This window comes from Neobacillus pocheonensis (genome assembly GCF_050477905.1).
Taxonomy (GTDB): Bacteria; Bacillota; Bacilli; order Bacillales; family Cytobacillaceae; genus Neobacillus; species Neobacillus pocheonensis_A.
In genome coordinates, this window is record NZ_JBCNAD010000001.1 from 127960 (window position 1) to 147261 (window position 19302).

Consider the following 19302-nt stretch of genomic DNA (forward strand, 5'->3'; position numbering starts at 1 on the left):
AAATGAATAAGACTTTGCCAGCCTACCCCCAAAATCTTAAATTCTCAACCTAAACTTTTAAAGATTAGTCATTTTTTGTCGAAAAAACTGTCCGCTGAGTGGACAACATTAGGATAAATTCTAGTAAACGTTCCTTTTTACAAAATCAAACTATCTAAAATGGTTATACATTTTTCGACACTACACCTAGAGGGAGGAGTCTAAGTGAATCGAGTTTTCAGATGGATTGTTAGATCATTGTTTGCACCTGTCACTGGAAATGCTGGTGCAGTTGCAAGTACAATTGGTTTTTTTCTGGCCTTTTTGCCTTTATATAGTTTAAGGATTCCACTATTATTTGTTTTTTCACTTTTGTTTCGTCTAAATATCGTCGCCCTATTCCTTGGAACGTTGATTCCGATTTTTATTCCTAATATTCGTCATTTACCATTCCTGGACATACATGTATTGGAAGATTACTGGTTATTTTCTGCCCTGAAAACGAAAATACAATCTTCACAAACCATTGTATCAGGGGCCTTTGGAGGTCTGATTGGTCTTCTCTGCTATTTTTTCTTCCATTGGTTTTACAATTTAGGGCTAAAAAAAAGGGAGCGAGATCAAGAACATGTTTTCCTTGATCCTACAAAAAGACGCTGGTCCATTATTAAACGAATGAGTGTAGGATTTATTGTTTTCATTATTTTAATATCGACTATTTTTATTGAAAGCCTGAATTCGAACCCAGAATTTCCGGAGTTACAATTGAATAAAAGCGCAAGCGGAATCGAGCCGATTAATAAAAGTTTCAATGAAGTTGAGCTCGCCTCACAAATACAAAAAACAAGTACTTCACCTCTTATTCAGAAAAATATGAGTCTATTGAACAAAAAACAAGAAGTTTATAGTTTTTACGTGAATTGGGATGAAAACAGCAAAACTTCTTTTAAAAAGAATATCCATTCTATTACAACATTAGTGCCGGAGTGGCTGCAGCTAACCCCTAGCCTTACCCTTAAAACCAGCACTGACAAGTCCATTGTTGCAGTGGCAAAAGAACATCATATAAAAGTTCTCCCATTAGTTACTAATTATATTGATAATGAATGGGATGCCGAAACTCTTCACCGGTTATTTACTGCACCCGGCGCTGAAGATCTTTTTATTAAAAATATGTTGGCTTATGTGAGAACAAATGACTTTGATGGCATAAATATAGATTTTGAAGAAATCAATCAAAAGGACAAAGATCATTTCACTCATTTTATGGATAAAGTTTATGAAGCTTTTCAACAACATGGTCTCATGGTCACACTGGATGTCCCTCCGAAGAACAATAGTTTTGACTATGCCTCTTTGGTAACAAATGTTGATCGAATGATTGTCATGGTGTATGACCAGCATAGCTCCATGAGTAAACCAGGGCCTGTCGCTCAAGCCGATTGGGTAAAAGAGAGCATAAACCAGCTCCATATTCCTTCCCAAAAGTTAATTGTGAGTTTAGGAAGCTACGGTTACGACTGGGAAGAACACTCCAAGCAGCCCGCAAAAACGATGACGTTCGGCGATATCATGAATCTGGGAATTGGAACCAAACTCCAAATCCATTGGAATGAACAAGCAGGCAACCCTTATTTACGCTACAAATTGAACGGAAAAAACCATATCGTTTGGTTTTTAGATGCGGCTACATTTTATAATCAAATGAAGTTATCGATTGATAGCGGATCAAGAGGAATAGCGGTTTGGCGTCTCGGTTCTGAAGATCCTTCTATTTGGAATTACATGAATAAACCAAAAGAAATGACTGATCCAACCAATGCCCTTAAAACGTTAGACAGTCATCAGCCTGTTCATTTTACTGGCGCTGGAGAGATTTTGAAAATTGATTCTCAATCAGAAAAAGGAAAAAGAACGATTCAATTAGATCCACAAGGGATGATTCAAACCGAAACCTATATGAAGTTACCAAAACCTATCGAGGTGGAACGGTATGGCAAACCGAAAAATAAGGAGGTTGTGCTTTCCTTTGATGACGGTCCGGATCCTGCCTATACACCTCAAATATTGGACATTTTGGAAAAGAATCATATCAAAGGGACCTTCTTTATCCTTGGAGAAAACACAATGCAGCATCCAGAACTGGTTAAAAGAATGTATAAATATGGCCATGAAATTGGCAACCATACCTTTACCCATCCTAATATAGCATCCATCTCACCATTTCAAACGAAAATGGAGCTAAATGCAAATCAGCGTTTATTTGAGGAAATTACGGGTCATTCGATGACCCTCTTCCGACCGCCGTATGTGGCCGATGCGGAACCGACCACAGGAAGCGAACTGAAGCCTATATGGCGAGCACAGAATATGGGCTATACCACGGTCAGTGAATTTATTGACTCAGATGATTGGCAAGGGCTCTCTAGTGAGAAAATAGTGAAGCGGGTATTGGAACAGTTGCCAGAAGGAAATGTTATCTTGATGCATGATTCTGGCGGTGATCGCTCCAACACTGTAAAAGCCTTGCCTATTATTATTAAAGAACTCAAAAAGCGCGGCTACACATTTACCACCATTGCTGATCTAATTGGAAAAAGTGATAGTCAGATTATGCCTCCTGTTAAGGACAGCCCATATTTGGTTTATAATAAGGCCGTATTCATGGTAATGCAAGGCTGGAAAGTAGGTTTAAGTTTCCTGTTCTACTCAGCAATCCTTTTAGGAATCTTGCGTCTGGTTATCTTCGTTTTCCTTTCGAGAAAGCAGGTAAAAAGGTATAAAGAGACCGAGATCGACCCTAGCTTTACACCTTTTGTTAGTGTCGTTATTGCGGCTTATAACGAGGAAAAAGTAATTTGTAAAACAGTAGATTCTATTTTATCCAGCGATTACTCAAGCTTCGAGATACTGATTATCGACGACGGATCAAAAGATGATACCGCGCTTGTGGTTCAAGAAACTTATGCAAACCATCCTCTTGTCAGATTAATTAGAAAAGCCAATGGGGGCAAATCATCGGCTGTTAATCTTGGTTTTAAAGAGGCAAACGGCGAAGTCGTGGTGGCACTTGACGCAGATACGCTCATCGCTGAAAATGCCATCTCATTGCTGGTTAACCATTTTAAAAATGAAAATGTGGCTGCTGTTTCAGGTAATGTGAAGGTCGGAAATAAGGGAAATCTCCTGACAAACTGGCAGCATATCGAATATGTGACAGGCTTTAACCTGGAGAGAAGGGCTTTTGCCGCTCTAAATTGCATTACGGTTGTACCAGGTGCGATCGGCGCATGGAGAAAGACGGCGGTAGAAGAAGCAGGGTACTTTCAAGAGGATACGCTGGCAGAGGATACCGATATCACTCTTACTCTTTTACGTCATGGAAAAAAGATTGAATTTGAAGAAAAGGCTTATGCCTATACAGAAGTGCCGGAAGATATGAAAAGTCTAGCAAAACAGCGTTACCGATGGGTTTATGGGACGTTACAATGTTTATGGAAACATCGGGATGCTTTATTTAATAAAAAACATCACTCATTAGGATATATTGCCCTCCCAAACATGTGGCTTTTCCAATATATTTATCAAACCATCTCACCTATTGCAGATATATTGTTCATTTTTGCCCTTTTTAACTCACATCCGGAAAGAGCAGCGATTGGATTTGTTCTTTTTTACTTGCTGGATTTCTTAACTTCTCTTTATGCGTTTCGATTGGAGAAAGAAAGTCCCAAACCACTAGTCTCATTGTTTCTGCAACGAATCTTGTACAAACAGCTTATGACTTATGTGGTGATAAAATCCATCTTCTCGGCAATAAAGGGAGTGACCGTTGGTTGGGGCAAACTAAAACGCAAAGGTAATGTAACTCAGGAAACCTCTATTGTGAAGGGTAAGGAAACTGCATAACGGAATCTTTGCACAGGTCTTTCCCATTTTATTTTGGGAAGGCCTTTTTTATATGATTAAATAAATTAAAAGGATCACCAGCATTTTTTGGTGACCCTTTTTGAAGGAATTACATTTTCTTACCGTTGTTTTCATTTTTATCCCGATTGCTCGCAGCCTTTTCTTTTGCGGCTTGAGAAACTTCTTGTCCATGGTTGGTTGCTGTGGTGGTTGAAGCTGTTGTATTCGTTCCCGTCGGCGTCGATGGTTTTGGTGGTGGTGTACTTGTTGTATTCGTTCCCGTCGTTGTTGATGTTGTCGCTGGTGCTTTTGCGCTTGTCGCAGGGCTCTTTGTAGCACTCGTATTGGCAGAGATTGTTGTAGTTCTATTGCTGGTTGATTCCGTATTTTGTTGAATGGTTGCAACAGTCATACCACTCTTGTTTGTATTTTTTAAAGAGACGGCGGCAATATTTTGAGAGAGCTTTGTTTCTACGGGTTTCGTATTCGTTGTTGGCGGTTGAGCTTTCACCGTTTTTTCAGCAATTACTTCCGCTTTTTTTGGCTCTTCGGATATAGTTAAAGCATTTTGTTTTGCTACTCTTATAGTTGATGGATGGACTAACAAGGCATTTGCGATAGAAAACGTTACAGATCCAGCTAATACCATTGAAAGGGCTCCCTTGGTTAGTTTGTTCATATTATTCCCCTCGTGTTCTTTTGTGATCGTATTAATAGAATACGAACAAATCAAAATGTATTATGGGGGTAGTAAGAGTCAATTTAACCTCTACATAAAGGATAAATTTACCTTCGTAAAAATTAACTCTATTAATCATTGAGAAATAACCTCTATAAATAGTCATCCAGCTTCAGACCAAAATAACCAAAAAGAACGATATAACCAAAATATTGTCAGACTATTCTCTAAAATTTATACTTCATTTATTGATAACGAGTTTCTATCAATTTCACATTGCTAAACTTGTAAGTGTTTACAATTATTTAAACTTAACAGATTAGGAGGATTGTTAATGAAAATCAATTTAAAAAGTCTGACTACGCAGGTTTTGCTCGCCATCGTTCTTGGGATTATCTTTGGTGCCCTATTTCCGAAAGAAGGCGCTGAACTTAAGGTATTATCCGATATTTTTGTCAAAATGATTAAAATGGTGATTGCACCGATCATTTTCTTAACCATTGTCGTCGGCATTGCCGGTATGGGAGATATGAAGAAGGTCGGCCGGATTGGCGGGAAAGCCTTACTCTATTTTGAAATCGTTTCCACTATATCTTTAGCCATCGGCATTCTGTTTGCTACGATTTTCAAGCCGGGGGCAGGCGTCAATGCCCACAGCGCCAAAGGTGACATTACCCAATTTACCAAGCAAGCAGCCGAAGGAAGTCATAGCTTCATGGATTTTATCATGGGCATCATCCCTGATAACTTTATGGGGGCTATGGTAAACGGCCAGCTCCTGCCGATTCTATTCTTGGCCGTCCTTTTCGGAATTGCCTTATCCGGACTTGGCGAAAATGGGAAATCCGTAATCAATCTATTCGAAAAGCTATCTGAAACCTTCTTCCGCATCGTGAACATTATTATGTATTATTCGCCCATTGCGGCTTTCGGGGCCATTTCCTATACGATTGGCCAATTCGGGATTGGTTCTCTAGTATCCCTTGGAAAATTGTTCGGCTTAACAGTATTGGCCATGGTCTTATTTATTGTGGTCATTCTCGGTGGAATTGCAAAGTTTTATCGTTTTAATCTCTTCAAGTTTATCAACTATATTAAAGATGAAATCTTTTTGGTGCTTGGGACATCTTCATCAGAATCGGCACTTCCTAAAATGGTAGAGAAGCTTGAAAACTACGGCTGTTCAAAATCCGTCGTCGGTCTCGTTATTCCGACTGGCTATTCCTTTAATCTAGATGGGACCTCCATCTATCTTTCCATGGCAGCACTATTCATCGCTCAAGCTTTTGGGGTTGACTTAACCATTGGGCAAGAAATCACACTATTGGGTGTATTAATGCTTACCTCTAAAGGAGCTGCAGGTGTAACCGGCTCCGGATTTGTTACCCTGGCAGCAACCCTAGCAGCGTTCCCAACTGTTCCAGTCGAAGGAATTGCCCTCCTTCTTGGGGTCGACCGCTTTATGTCAACAGCTCGTGCCCTGACAAATCTCATTGGCAATGGGGTTGCAACCGTGGTTGTCTCCAAAATGGAAAATGAGTTTGATGAGAATGCGGAAATAAAGTCATCGTTGAGCAAAACGGCATAACAAATCCATCGCGTTAAATAAATAGCGATCAGCCACGGAATCCGTGGCTGTTTCTTTGGTTATCCCCTAAAATTTAAGCTATAATGGCAAAAAAGCAAGGAAAGGAGCGAATCCATGGAGCCAATCCGAGTTTTAATTGTTGAGGATGATCCGATGGTCATGGAAATTAACGCGGAATTTGTATCGAAGCTGGCAGGCTTTGTGTTAGTGGGAAAAGCCTTTACGGCTAAAGAGGCCCTATCTTTAATAAAAGAAGTCCATCCCCAGTTCGTCTTACTCGATTACTTTTTGCCGGACATGAACGGGCTTTCCCTGTTGCAGTTGATTCGAAACGAAAACTATCCCTTAGATGTCATTCTATTAACGGCCAACCGTGAGCCCCAGCATATCCAGGAAATCTTCCGCGCCGGGGTTGTCGATTATATCGTCAAGCCGTTCCGGTTCGACCGATTCCAATCCGCGCTCGAACAGTACCGCTATACATTTGAAAAATTCAAGGAAAATCAACCGCTTGAGCAGGCAGATTTGGATGCGATGACAAAGGTCCAGACAAAGCGGCCTGAGGTGGAGGATTCCTTGCCAAAAGGATTAAATGACCGGACCATGAAGCAGGTTTTGCAATTTTTAAAAGGACAATCAGAACTTCTGTCTTCTGATGAGGTTGCAGCGGGAACAGGATTAGCGCGGGTTACCGTTCGCCGTTATTTAGAATATCTGGAGAAAAAAGGCTCCATCGTCATGGAAATTCAATATGGTTCCGTGGGCAGGCCTATGAATAAATACCGGTTATAGAAAGAGGGGGTCCTGTGCGAAATAAAAAACCTCGGTTTCGTCTGCAAACGACGATTACCTTCCTCGTCTGCGGGGTTGTAGCATTAGCTCTAATGGTAACTGATTTACTTATTAGTCAGGAAATCGGGAATACGACCAAAACCAATCAGTCGGAAAAGGCGATGAATATTGCCAGGATGACCGCTCATTCTCCCCTTGTCATCGAAGCCCTTGAGCAAAAGCGGAGCGAGGGTGACATCCAAGGCTACACCAATGATATGGCGAAAGCGACTAATGTCGAATTTATTGTGGTGCTTGATATGAAGGGAATTCGGAAATCACATCCGAATCCAGATAAAATTGGCGAACGGTTTGTTGGCGGGGATGAGGGGCCCGTCCTCCAAGGCCATGAACATATTTCAACGGCCAAAGGGACATTAGGTTACTCTTTAAGAGCGTTTACGCCCATTTTTGCCAGCAATGGGAAACAAATCGGAGCGGTTGCAGTCGGAATTTCCCTTGATAAGGTCAAACAGGATGTTAAAAACAGCAAGAAGGTTATATTGCTTGCCGTTATTTTTGGGGTCCTCATCGGCGTAATCGGAGCTGTTTTTTTAGCAAGAAAAATTAAAAAAAGCATGTTTGGGCTTGAGCCATTTGAAATTGGAACATTACTTGAAGAGCGAAGTGCGATGCTTCAATCGACTAAGGAAGGAATTCTGGCGGTTGACCAGGATGCCCGAATCACACTCATTAATAACGAAGCACTTCGTTTATTTGAAGAAGCAGGGATCAAGGACAATCCAGCAGGCCGTTTGGCAGATGAATACATCCCTCAGCTTCATATTAAAAATGTTCTGGAAACCGGAGAGCCACGACTTAATGAAGAAATTGACTTATCAGGGATTACCCTGTTAACGAATCAACTGCCCATAAGACTCGGAAATGAAATGGTCGGGGCGATTACGACCTTCCGCAACAAAACGGAAATCAATAAACTCGCCAAAGAGCTTACGGGAGTCACTCTCTATGCGGAAGCCTTAAGGGCCCAATCCCACGAATTCCTGAACAAGCTTCATGTGATTCTAGGGTTAGTGCATTTAAAGCGTTATGAAAAGCTGGCCGAGTATATTGATCAGATTTCCGACCACCTTCAAAACGAGGTCGGTTATCTCATCAGTAAAATAAAGGATCCGGCATTAGCAGGATTCATTCTCGGGAAAATGAGCTACGCCAGAGAGATGGGAGCGGAGCTGACCTTCACTGGAGAAGGAGTTCTGCCTGAACCCGCGTCACCAGAAATCACTCATAAATTAATCACCATTATCGGCAATTTAATCGATAACTCTTTAGAAGCCTTTACAGACCAGGAACACAAACAGGTATCGGTTCATGTTGATTATTACGACCACGAAATTTTCATCGAAGTCGCCGACAACGGGCCTGGGATTGACGAAGAACTGGCTGAAAAAATCTTTTTGAAGGGCGTTTCGACGAAAGGAAACGACCGGGGCATCGGATTATTTCTCATGAAACAAAGTATAGAAAAGCTTCAGGGGAATCTTGAAGTTTCAACAAAGGTTGGCGAAGGAACAAAATTTACGCTTACAATCCCCTATCTAATTAAATAGGGAATTTTAATAAAAATCACCATCAGAGAGCAGGTACAAGTACACATATTATCATGCGTTTACAATTTTTCCGACCTTCAAAAATATTGAAAAAACAAAGGGGCCAGTGTGGAAACACTGGCCTCTAGCTTTTTTCCTAACCTCCATTTCCCATTACAATGAAAAGAACTTTTTCAGCCTACCCCCAAAATCTTAAAATAACTACATAATCTTTCTAATACCCTGAGAGACATACTACTGAGCTTTTTCTTTGAAAAGGGCTTTAGAAACGCCACATTATCTGATTATTCGTTGATTTTAGACATATTTCTGCAATATAAATGCCACGGATGTAAACGATTTAACTTCTCCCTGTTCTTTTTCTCAGAAAATTCTATGTTACGATGAAAAAAACATAGCAACCAAAGAATATGGAGGGTAAAAGAATGCTAAAAAAAATTATATCATTGATAGCAGTTGCTGTACTCTCAGTAACTGTAAGTGCTAATGTACAAGCAGCAACGGTAACAGTACAAAAAGGAGATACCCTTTGGGATCTATCACGCGAAAATAATATATCCTTAAAAAATATCCAAAAGTGGAATCGTCTTAATATGGACCTCATCCACCCAGGAGATATACTAACTATTTCACCTAAAAAGCAATATACGGTTAAACAGGGTGACACATTATGGAACATAGCAAAGGATAATCACATAACGGTTCTGCAACTTAAAGAGTGGAACGAATTACATACCGATCTTATCCATCCTGGATTAAATCTATTAATCTTTGATAGTTTAAATAATACTAATAAGACTGTAACAGAAAAAACAACGGAGCCTGCTGCACAGGCAACAAAGGAAAGTGCACCTGCGGCACCGGTTGCATCAACGGGTAATACAAGTTCGAAGGAAATGACAGTAAAAGCTACAGCCTATACGGCTTCCTGTGAGGGATGTTCCGGTACTACGGCTACTGGAATTAACCTTAAAACAAACCCAAATGCAAAGGTCATCGCAGTTGACCCATCTGTTATACCACTTGGCAGTAAAGTGTATGTAGAAGGCTATGGTGAAGCAATCGCCGGAGATACCGGTGGAGCCATTAAAGGCAACCGGATTGATATCTTCATTCCTTCCGAACATGATGCCGTTAATTTTGGAGTAAAACAAGTAAAGGTAACGATATTAAACTAACGTTCGAAACATCCTATCCTAGGGATATAAAAAACACTGAAACCCCTTAATATATCAGGGTTTCAGTGTTTTTTTGTATACTATTCAAGTTGAATTAAATCCAGGGATCGTGAAAATTGCTAACCGAACATTCATATTGACTGAATGAGACCCTCATTCAAGCATCATCCGCCATTACCATTACCATTATTACCATTACCGTTACCTGTATCAGTACCATTCACATTACCACCTTCAGCACTATCAACAGTCACTGAAGTAGAGGCTGGGGCACTGGTACCTGTGTCATTTGATGCTGTTACAGTAATGACATAAGTTTGACCTGGCACCGGGTTACTTAACGTTGCTCCTGATTCTGATGTGGTTGTTAAAGTTTGCGTACTTCCATTCACAGAATAAGTAACGGTAAATTGGGTATTTTGAGTATTGGCATTATTGTTGCTCCAATTAATCACAATACTATTCGAATTTTTGTCATAGTTAGCTTGTAAATTACTTGGGCTGCCAGGTGCTTCTTGTTTTGCTTCAACCGTTAGGGATGCAGAGGCTGGATTGCTTTTGGTGCCTCCTGAATTAGCAACAACCGTAAATACATATGTTTTTCCTTTTTCCGGGCTTTGAAGCACTGCTTGCCTATCACTTGTAGATGTTAGGTTGGTTGTATTTCCATCCACTGTATATGAGACATCAAAGGTTGTATCTGAACCCGATTCAGAAGCGAAATTCCATGATAATTGAATGCTATCTGAAGCTTCATCATATTTCGCTTGAAGATTCGTTGGTTTATCAGCCTTAGGCGCCTGTGGCTTTTCTCCGCCTTTTACATAGTATTCCTTGCCTAATTTTCCAACACTGCTTGGCTGTTCGAAATTTTCCGTGCTAGTAGCTACTTGTGACATAATCGCTTTAAACGCCAATTTCGAGAAGTTAGCGCTATTGCTTCCTAAAAAGTCATCAGAAGTCGTAGTTTGTGTATAGCCGGTCCAAGCCGCACCGGTGTATTGCGGCGTATAGCCTACAAACCAGGCATCTCTTGTCGCATTATTTGGTAAACCATATTTTTTAATAGCTGACGGATCGAAGCTGGTTGTTCCGGTTTTTCCAGCTAAATCAAGATTTCGAACATTTGCCATTGTTCCTGTACCTGAATCCACAACTGTCCGTAACATATCGGTAATGAGGAAGGCAGTCGAATCTTCCATTACCTTTTTCTTCGTTGAAGCTAAATCCTTTTCTGTTCCATCAGGATAAATGATTTTGGAAACCGTATAGGGTTCAGCATAGTAACCACCATTCCCAAATGCGCCATACGCTCCAGCCATAATGAGAGGAGATGCTGCATCAATGGCACCAATGGCATTCGATTCATTGGCTTTTTGTGTATCTGTAATCGGAAAACCAAGGCTATTGGCAAAATCTGTGGCATAGTCTGCCCCTACTTCCTGATACGTTTTTAAGGCCGGAATATTACGTGACCATGCCAAGTGATCCCGAATCGTCTTCGTTCCTGCATAGGATTTGTTTGCATTTCGAATCGGGGTTCCATTCGAGTATTGATACTTTTCATCTTTTATCAAGTGCCCAGTCGACCAGTTGAATTTTTCAATGGCTGGGCCGTAGTCAAGAATCGGTTTAATCGTTGAACCAGGGTGACGTTTAATCTTGGTTGCATAGTTAAAGCTGCCGGTTTGATAATTTCTGCCTCCACCAATGGCTTTAATGGCTCCCGTTTGTGTATCTGTAATCACAACCGCTGTTTGCAGCTTATCATTATTAGGAAAGCTGATATAGTCATTTGTTGACAGAACATTTTCCGTTACTTGCTGGATTTCCGGATCAATGGTTGTATAAATTTCCAAACCATCTTCAAAAATATTGGCACCTGTTTTTTCCTGCACTTCAGTAATGGCTGTATCCACAAAGGCCTGATATTTCTTTGCCGGTGGTTGTTGAATATTTAATGTCTTTTCAATAGGAGTACTTTGTGCTTTCTCCATTTCTGCTTTGGAAATATATCCATGTCTATTCATATAGTAAAGAACCATATCTCGGCGCTTTTTGGCTACAGGCAGGTTACTTTCAACCGTAGGCATATAGTTATTTGGACTCTGCGGAATCCCTGCCAGGAGTGCAGCTTGTTCCAGCGTTAATTTATTTAGCTCATCAGGACCAAGCCCGTAGAATCGTTCAGCTGCCTTTGCGACACCATAGACATCATTACCATATAAATTTTTATTAAAATACATTTCGAGAATTTGATCTTTCGAGAACCTTCTTTCCAATTGAATGGCTAAATACCATTCCTGCACTTTTCTTGTCTTGGTTTTTTCGATTGATAAAAAGGAATTTTTCACAACCTGCTGTGTAATCGTACTCCCTCCTTGAGATGTACCAGAAGTGATATTCGTCCAAATGGCAACGAGGGTACGTTTCACATCTATTCCATGATGCTGATAAAAACGGGCATCCTCTGTTGCCAGAACCGCATTTTTTAAGACATCAGGGATTTGCTTAATCGTGATTTCATCCCGTTTTTCCCTGCCGACCTCGGCAATAATGGTTTTCCCGTCACTAGCATATACTTTAGACGATAAGGGATCCTTTAATAGAGTTTCGTCAAACTTAGGAGCGTCTTTAATGATCCAGAAAAAAGCGCCCACCCCAAACAAGATCATAACCAATCCAAGTGTAAGACAAGTATATAAGAATTTTTTCCAAAACCCTTTTCTTGGCTTCTTGTTCTCTTTCTTATTAGAAGAACTTTTTTGCTGTTCTTGCATTTTTTTTCTTCGCTCAGTGCGAGAATTATAATTTTCTGACATGCTAATTTTTCCTGCCTTTATTTGATAATGGTAATAATAGATACTACATCCATGATAGCCCTCTGATAGATTAGTTTCAAATATTTTATAGAGAAAAGAAATGCTCACTACCATTAAAGATACAAATAATCCTTCCTTAACAAGAAAAGAACCGCTATGCTAGAATCATTTGCAGCGGTATTACAGCCAGCCTGTCCTAATTGATCCATCACGATCCATAAGTGCAGGGGTTTGGTTTTTGGTTATTTATTCTGAATCTCAAAATAAAATTGATATCAGTGGTGTTAAGTTGGAAAGGGTGATCGGAATGGAGAAATTCGTTTTGCACCTTAATGAAGTTGACAAAGATTCATTACCGTATGTTGGCGGAAAGGGGGCAAACCTTGGTGAAATGACGAAGGCTGGCTTCTCTGTGCCGCAAGGCTTTTGCGTGACTATATCAGCATATCAGGCTCATTTGGAAAAAGGTACGGAGATGGATCGGTTCCTTACTGAGCTTGACCATGTTCATGCGGATAGCCTCGAACAAATTCGCATATTGGGGCAAAAAATTCGTAAATCTATAGAGCACCTATCCATTCCTTGGGAAGTACAGACAGCCATCGTAGAAGCATGGCAGCATTATGGGATGGGGAAAGCCTATGCGGTTCGTTCGAGTGCAACCGCTGAAGATTTGCCTGGAGCTTCTTTTGCCGGTCAACAAGAAACTTATCTTAATGTGCGAGGCTTGCAACAACTCCTTGATTCCGTTCGTCGCTGCTGGGCATCGCTGTTCACGGACAGGGCCATTTCATACCGGGCGAAGAACGGTTTTAATCACCGGCAGGTATTTCTATCCGTGGTGGTTCAAGAAATGGTCTTCCCGGCCGTATCCGGCATTATGTTCACAGCGGACCCCATTACGGGAAATCGGAAAATAACCTCTATTGATGCCAGTTTTGGATTAGGCGAAGCCTTAGTATCCGGACTGGTATCAGCAGACCTCTATCAGGTTAAAGGCGGTCAAATCATCCAAAAGAAGATTTCCGATAAAAAAATTGCAATCTACCCCGTTCCAGATGGCGGCACATTAACAAAGGATTTATCTCTGGAGCAGCAACAGTCCCAAGCTCTTTCGGATGAACAGATCCTACGGTTAGCGGGGCTCGGGAGGGAGATTGAAGATCATTACGGAACCGAACAGGACATTGAGTGGTGTTTCGAAAACGGCGAGTTTTACATTGTTCAAAGCCGCCCAATCACGTCGCTCTACCCCTTACCGAAGATTACTGATAATCGTCTTCATGCCTTTATCTCGATGGGGCATCAGCAAATGATGACAGATGCCATTAGTCCTTTGGGCATTTCTATTCTCAGGACGATGTTTCCACTTGGCAAATCAGGATCTATCGGGTCTGAGAGTTCATCAATCCTGGAAGCAGGAGGTCATTTGTTTTTCGACCCGACTGAATTGCTATTTCTAAAACCAGTCAAACGAATGCTGCCTCGATTACTGCGTCTCATTGACGAACGAATTGGCAGCGCCATCGGACAATTGGTTCATCTTCCCGAATTTAAGCATCCAGCAGATAAACATGTTAAAAAGGCATTTTATCGAACCGCCCGAACCGCTTTTCGGACCGTTCTTCCCGGTTTGTTTGTAAAGGATTACGCCGCTGCTAGGCAGGATATCAGCCATTTCATGAACCAGAGAATTCAAGAGACTGAACGCCTTCTGTTTGAGGTGTCAGGTACTGAACGTATTTCGAGACTCCAAGAAAACCTCGGCAACTTAATCTTATCAGTTATAAGGAAAATAGCCCCTTACATGTTCTCGGGTCTGGCTTCGAAAGTGTTGACTGAGACTTTGGTAAGAAAATGGCTGGGTAATGATGAGAGAGTGCATATACTTAACAAATCCTTGTCCGGCAACGTTACTAGCGAACTCGGTCTAATGATTGGCGATCTTGCTGATATTGCAAGAGAATATCCCCAGGTCGTAGAGTATCTACAGAGAGCCGAGGATAACACATTCTTTGATGGTTTGTGTCAGGTTCAAGGAGGAAAGGCATTCGTGAAGGAATTCGAGCACTTCATGCGCCAATACGGTATGCGGTGTCCGGGGGAAATCGATATTGCGAATACAAGGTGGCGGGAGTCACCAACGGCACTTGTTCCCTCTATTATCAGTCACATTCACAGTCTTGCACCTGGAGAACATCGGGATAAATTCCTCCAAGGCGAAAAAGAAGCACAGGAGGCCGAAAAGCAAATCATCTCCGACGTACGCAGGACCCCCGGGGGGAGCTTTAAGGCCCGAATCCTTTCTCGGCTGATACGTAACTATCGAAATTTGGCAGGGCTTCGGGAGTTTCCCAAATACACCATTATTCGTCATTTTGACATCTATAAGCGCGCAATCTTGGACGAAGCCAGTGTACTTGTAAAGCATGGAAAACTGTATAGAGAATCAGAAGTATTCTACCTTTCCTTAAGTGAGCTCTTAGCCGTTAAGGACGGTACATTAGATGGGGTCATTCAAAAACTGATTGTACATCGCATAGGGCAACATCAAGGAAATATAAAACTCATACCTCCCCGGGTCATGACCAGTGATGGTGAAGTCATTACAGGGGAAAGGCGTGATGTGAAAGCCCCGGACGGTGCATTAATTGGAACACCCGTTTCATCTGGAATGGTCGAGGGATTTGCTAAGGTAGTGCTTCGTCCTGAAGATGCGAAACTCAATTCTGGAGAAATCATGATTGCTCCGTTTACAGACCCAGGATGGACACCATTGTTCCACTCCGCAAAGGGTTTGGTGATGGAAGTCGGCGGTATGATGACGCATGGGGCTGTCGTAGCCCGTGAATATGGAATACCCGCAGTAGCAAGTATTGATAATGCTACCACAATTCTAAAAGATGGATCTTACATTCGGATAGATGGTACTCATGGTTACGTTCAAGTTTTAGAGGATCCGACAAGCCTTGCCTGAATCTGAAAAAACAAGTACAAAAACAGCAGCGATGGACAATAAAATCTGTTGTCCAACCGCTGCTGTTCTATTTCTTTTTATTTAAATACGAATTTCCTAAAACTTCAATTAAAAGAAGAGCTGCATCTATTAGCACAGGTGAAAGGGCAACTTGTTTTCGATTTTTATTCAGTATATTTAGTATTTTTATAGAAGGATTCGTAGCAGGAGATTCCTGTTTTAGATTATGTGTGAAGTTATGAACTGTTTTGAAAAGAAGATCGTCATACTTCTTTCTTTTTTCAACATTTTTAAGAACTTCATATGCTTCTTTAACTCTTTTAAACTGTTCAGAATTCCCTTTGTCCTTATCTGGATGTACTTCTTTTACTTTTCTTCGATAAGCTTCTTTAATTTCACTAAAATCTGCATCATAGGGTACATCTAAAATACGATAGTAATTTCCAATGGATCCCATGTATTTTTCACCCTCTTTTGCTTAAAATAGCTCCTGATTCTCCATTCTAATCCTTCCAAAATATTATTCAGGTTCTTTATAAAATATTCATATTTAAAGTAAGGTATAAGATGGATTTTCCATTATTCATAGGTTACATATGAAAAACGGGCGGTGTAAAAAGAATACTTATTAATAATAAGGTTCATAATAATTCATTCAAATTTTTTCGCCGTTACTTATGGTAAGGTTCACCACGATTAATCCGGAAAAATGCACATAACACAGCCTACAAGAAAAAAATTTAAATATCCTGATTGTATTTTCATATAAAATAAACATCCCCTTGTCATTCAAAACAAGGGGATTCATTAAAAAAACTATTCATATTTCGACCGATCGGTAAAAGCAACATAGACCAAGTAGATGGCCATACAGATGGCTGTCGTCAAAAATCCCCAACCCAGGGTTAATTGGTCGATCACGAGGTAGTTGTTGCACAATTGGATCGGCACATTGACGTACAGTAAGCCCATTCCAAAATATTTCACAGTAAAAATGATAATCAGGATATTTTTCCCGCGCGGGCTTAACTTTTTCCAGCTGTCCCTTAATGAAACTCCAGCCAAAAATGGCAACGTCATAAATTTAAATACTTCCGCACTTTGAACCGTTAGCGTCTCATCCATCGTTTTCGGAATCGTCCAGTATACCATCACAAAGATAAATAATAGTACACCTGGAATTCCGTTCCGATTCCATTTTTCAAAGAAGCCGGGGAACTTCAATTGAAAAAACCGGGCCATTAAAAATCCGGAAAAAACGAGCAAAGGCATTTGCATATGCATGTGAACAATCATGATAGATTCCAATAAATGAGCAACTGGAGGAAGAGCTAAAACGAAGTAGATTAGTAAACCATAGACTGCCTGTTTCATTGCTTATTCCCCCGTTTCCCTTTTCAGAATCTCCATAATCTTCTTCGCCGCTTCATCGGTCTTTTTATAATCCATTACATCCACTAACACACCTTTAGGGTCCACCAAATAGAAGGCTGAATTATGAGTGAAATTTCCATACCCATCAGGAATCACGATGACACCAAACGCTTTTAACAGAGCATCCAATTCTGCTTTATTTGGAATACGAGCCATTCTCCACGTTTCTCCATCACTATGAAAATAGCCGCGATATTTTTCGAGAGTGGTTGGATCATCCCGCGTTGGGTCAAAGCTAATACTTAAAAAAGTAATATCTTTCCCGAAATATTTTTGCGGCAGCTGCTCATACACCTTGGACATATTCATTTCCAATTGCGGGCAAACCGTTGTACAGGAGGTATAAAGAAAGGTAATGAAGACATATTTCCCCTTAAACTCCGAAATTGAATACTCGCGCCCTTTACTATCCTCAAAGGTTACATCAGGGAATTTAGGCTTCTCTTGAACTAGTTTATTCACCCTTGCCGTTTCCGCCGTAAACGCGCTAAACCCATCTGTGCCGATATAGTACATTGTCAATCCGAATAGCAGGATGAGGAAACAAGCTAAGGTTGTACGCCAATCCTTGATCATTACGACCACTTCCCAAATCTATTATACTTATAAAGCAGAAAGAGACAGCCCTCCAATTCGAGCTATCTCTTTTTTTGAAAAATTACCATGTCTTAAACGGGGGTGACCCTGGAGGTGCATTGACGATAAAATCGGTGATTGGGATGACATATGCCATTGCGACCACTAACAGCATCACGACAATCCACATTCCCCAGCGCTCAGTCCAATATGGAGTAGTTGATCCATCTTCTTCTGGTTCGGCAATTGGGAATTCAGTTTCTCCTTTTGGTGCAAAAAACATCATGTTGATAACGGCATACACTTGAAGAATCACGCCGATGACTAACAACGTTCCACCAATCGCTAAGAACAATAAATATGGATTCCAGCTTAACGCAGTTGCGTTATCTCCATAGGTTGTAAAAGAAGTTCTACGTGGTGAGCCGAGTAAGCCAACCGTATGCATAGCCCCTGACATTAACACCATACCGACTGTCCAGATCCAAGTTTGGATCACACCTAAGCGATTAATTTGAGGTGTTAACACCCGTTTAGAAATGTATGGAACTAACCAATAACTGATGCCAAAGAACGTCATCACAACGGACATCCCTAATGTTAAGTGGAAATGTCCCACAATCCACATGGTATTATGAACAACTTGGTCCAATTGGTTCGTTGATTGCGCAATACCACCTGCACCTGCTGGGATAAAGGCAACCATCGCGATAAACGGTGCAAGGAAACGAACATCGCCCCACGGCATTTTTTTATACCAGCCAATCCATCCCTTTCCGCCCTGTTTTCTAGCAGTACGTTCAAATATGGCAAACATGGCCCATGCGGTCATTAAGGACGGGAAGCCAATCGCTAAACTCATAAATACATGCAGGAACTTAACCGCTGGTGCAATACCTGGGTCAATAATCTGGTGATGGAATCCACCGGTAATGTTCATGACCACTAAGGCGATGATCACGACGCGAGTGAGCGTGTCACTCCAGCGTCTGCCGCCCATAATTTTTGGAACTATGACATACCAAGCAGAAGTAGCTGTTAAATACCAAATATTAACTAACGTATGACCGAAGGCCCAAAACAGGGTACGAGCAAGCATGACATTGATCGTTTTCACCCAGCCGAATGACCATGGAATAATTAACACGATAACTTCGACTGCTACAGGTAAAAGAGCGAAGAACAATAGGACAAACACACCAGTTGCAAAGTAGGAAAGAATGGGAACATGCTGTCCTTTATGATTTTTCCGCCAATTTGCTACATTGATAAAGCCTCCGATGCAACAAGCCCATACGCCTAATACAATGAATACTAAAGCGATATAGAAGATAGGTGCTGCTGCCATTGGCGGATAGAAGGTATACATGACAGAGGCATCGCCCATTAAAATCGGAATAACCGCTAAAACGAAGCCAATGATCTTCAGTCCAAACCCAGTCCAAGCGATTTTTCTTACTTTAGGAAGCAGTCCGCCTAAATTATGGGACATAACAGCATAAAAGTATCCTATTGTGAAGAAAGCGGTTAAAACAACCACCAATAATAGCCCATGTGCGGTTAAAACTTTATAGTAATTAAGCCATGTTGGCAGCTCCAGCATACCAGCCCGGTTTAACCCTTGTAAGAGTCCTAACAATCCGCCCAAAAATAAGGCGACAAATGCGACAAAAATATATGATTTTGTTAATCTTGCGTCCTCATTGCTGATTCCCATTACTCTATTTGCATTATCATTAAATGTGTTTAATTTTGCTG

The 19302-nt window shown here is 41.0% G+C and carries 12 protein-coding genes; 6 read left to right on the forward strand and 6 right to left on the reverse strand.

All coding sequences use genetic code 11. The annotated features are described in order from the left end of the window. Positions 1-531: 531 nt before the first annotated feature. The gene (locus tag ABES02_RS00655; RefSeq protein WP_430129708.1) at positions 532-3888 is read left to right on the forward strand and encodes a polysaccharide deacetylase family protein; all 3357 of its coding nucleotides are present in this window, start codon (positions 532-534) and stop codon (positions 3886-3888) included. Positions 3889-3997: 109 nt separating this feature from the next. Here ABES02_RS00655 and ABES02_RS00660 read toward each other — a convergent pair whose 3' ends face one another. Then, entirely contained in the window at positions 3998-4567 is a 570-nt protein-coding gene (locus ABES02_RS00660; RefSeq protein WP_430129430.1) for a hypothetical protein, read from the reverse strand. A gap of 334 nt (positions 4568-4901) precedes the next feature. Here ABES02_RS00660 and ABES02_RS00665 point away from each other — a divergent pair, with 334 nt between their 5' ends. From ABES02_RS00665 to ABES02_RS00680, 4 genes are all read left to right on the forward strand, one after another. After that, the gene (locus ABES02_RS00665; protein WP_430129433.1) at positions 4902-6155 is read left to right on the forward strand and encodes a dicarboxylate/amino acid:cation symporter; all 1254 of its coding nucleotides are present in this window, start codon (positions 4902-4904) and stop codon (positions 6153-6155) included. Between the two features lie 114 nt (positions 6156-6269). Further along, entirely contained in the window at positions 6270-6947 is a 678-nt protein-coding gene (locus ABES02_RS00670; protein ID WP_430129436.1) for a response regulator, read from the forward strand. A gap of 14 nt (positions 6948-6961) precedes the next feature. Next, entirely contained in the window at positions 6962-8557 is a 1596-nt protein-coding gene (gene dcuS / locus ABES02_RS00675; RefSeq protein WP_430129439.1) for a DcuS/MalK family sensor histidine kinase, read from the forward strand. 425 nt (positions 8558-8982) lie between these two features. Next, positions 8983-9735 (forward strand): LysM peptidoglycan-binding domain-containing protein, encoded by a 753-nt coding sequence (locus ABES02_RS00680; RefSeq protein WP_430129442.1) that lies wholly within the window; start codon positions 8983-8985, stop codon positions 9733-9735. A 164-nt stretch (positions 9736-9899) separates the two neighbouring features. Here ABES02_RS00680 and ABES02_RS00685 read toward each other — a convergent pair whose 3' ends face one another. Further along, positions 9900-12557 (reverse strand): PBP1A family penicillin-binding protein, encoded by a 2658-nt coding sequence (locus tag ABES02_RS00685; protein WP_430129445.1) that lies wholly within the window; start codon positions 12555-12557, stop codon positions 9900-9902. A gap of 238 nt (positions 12558-12795) precedes the next feature. On the opposite strand from ABES02_RS00685, the gene ABES02_RS00690 reads away from it, so the two are divergent. Next, a complete protein-coding gene (locus ABES02_RS00690) occupies positions 12796-15534 on the forward strand; it encodes a phosphoenolpyruvate synthase (RefSeq protein ID WP_430129447.1) in 2739 nt (912 codons plus the stop codon). 67 nt (positions 15535-15601) lie between these two features. Here ABES02_RS00690 and ABES02_RS00695 read toward each other — a convergent pair whose 3' ends face one another. The 4 genes from ABES02_RS00695 to ABES02_RS00710 all read right to left on the reverse strand — a co-directional run bounded on the left by ABES02_RS00695 (position 15602) and on the right by ABES02_RS00710 (position 19261). Next, entirely contained in the window at positions 15602-15991 is a 390-nt protein-coding gene (locus tag ABES02_RS00695) for a J domain-containing protein (RefSeq protein WP_430129450.1), read from the reverse strand. Between the two features lie 359 nt (positions 15992-16350). Next, positions 16351-16908 (reverse strand): hypothetical protein, encoded by a 558-nt coding sequence (locus ABES02_RS00700; protein ID WP_430129453.1) that lies wholly within the window; start codon positions 16906-16908, stop codon positions 16351-16353. A 3-nt stretch (positions 16909-16911) separates the two neighbouring features. Then, on the reverse strand, positions 16912-17544 hold the full coding sequence (locus tag ABES02_RS00705; protein ID WP_430129456.1) for an SCO family protein: 633 nt from the start codon (positions 17542-17544) through the stop codon (positions 16912-16914). 82 nt (positions 17545-17626) lie between these two features. Continuing rightward, positions 17627-19261 carry a cbb3-type cytochrome c oxidase subunit I gene (locus ABES02_RS00710; RefSeq protein WP_430129711.1) on the reverse strand — a complete coding sequence of 545 codons (1635 nt, stop codon included), beginning with the start codon at positions 19259-19261 and terminating at the stop codon, positions 17627-17629. Positions 19262-19302 lie beyond the last annotated feature (41 nt).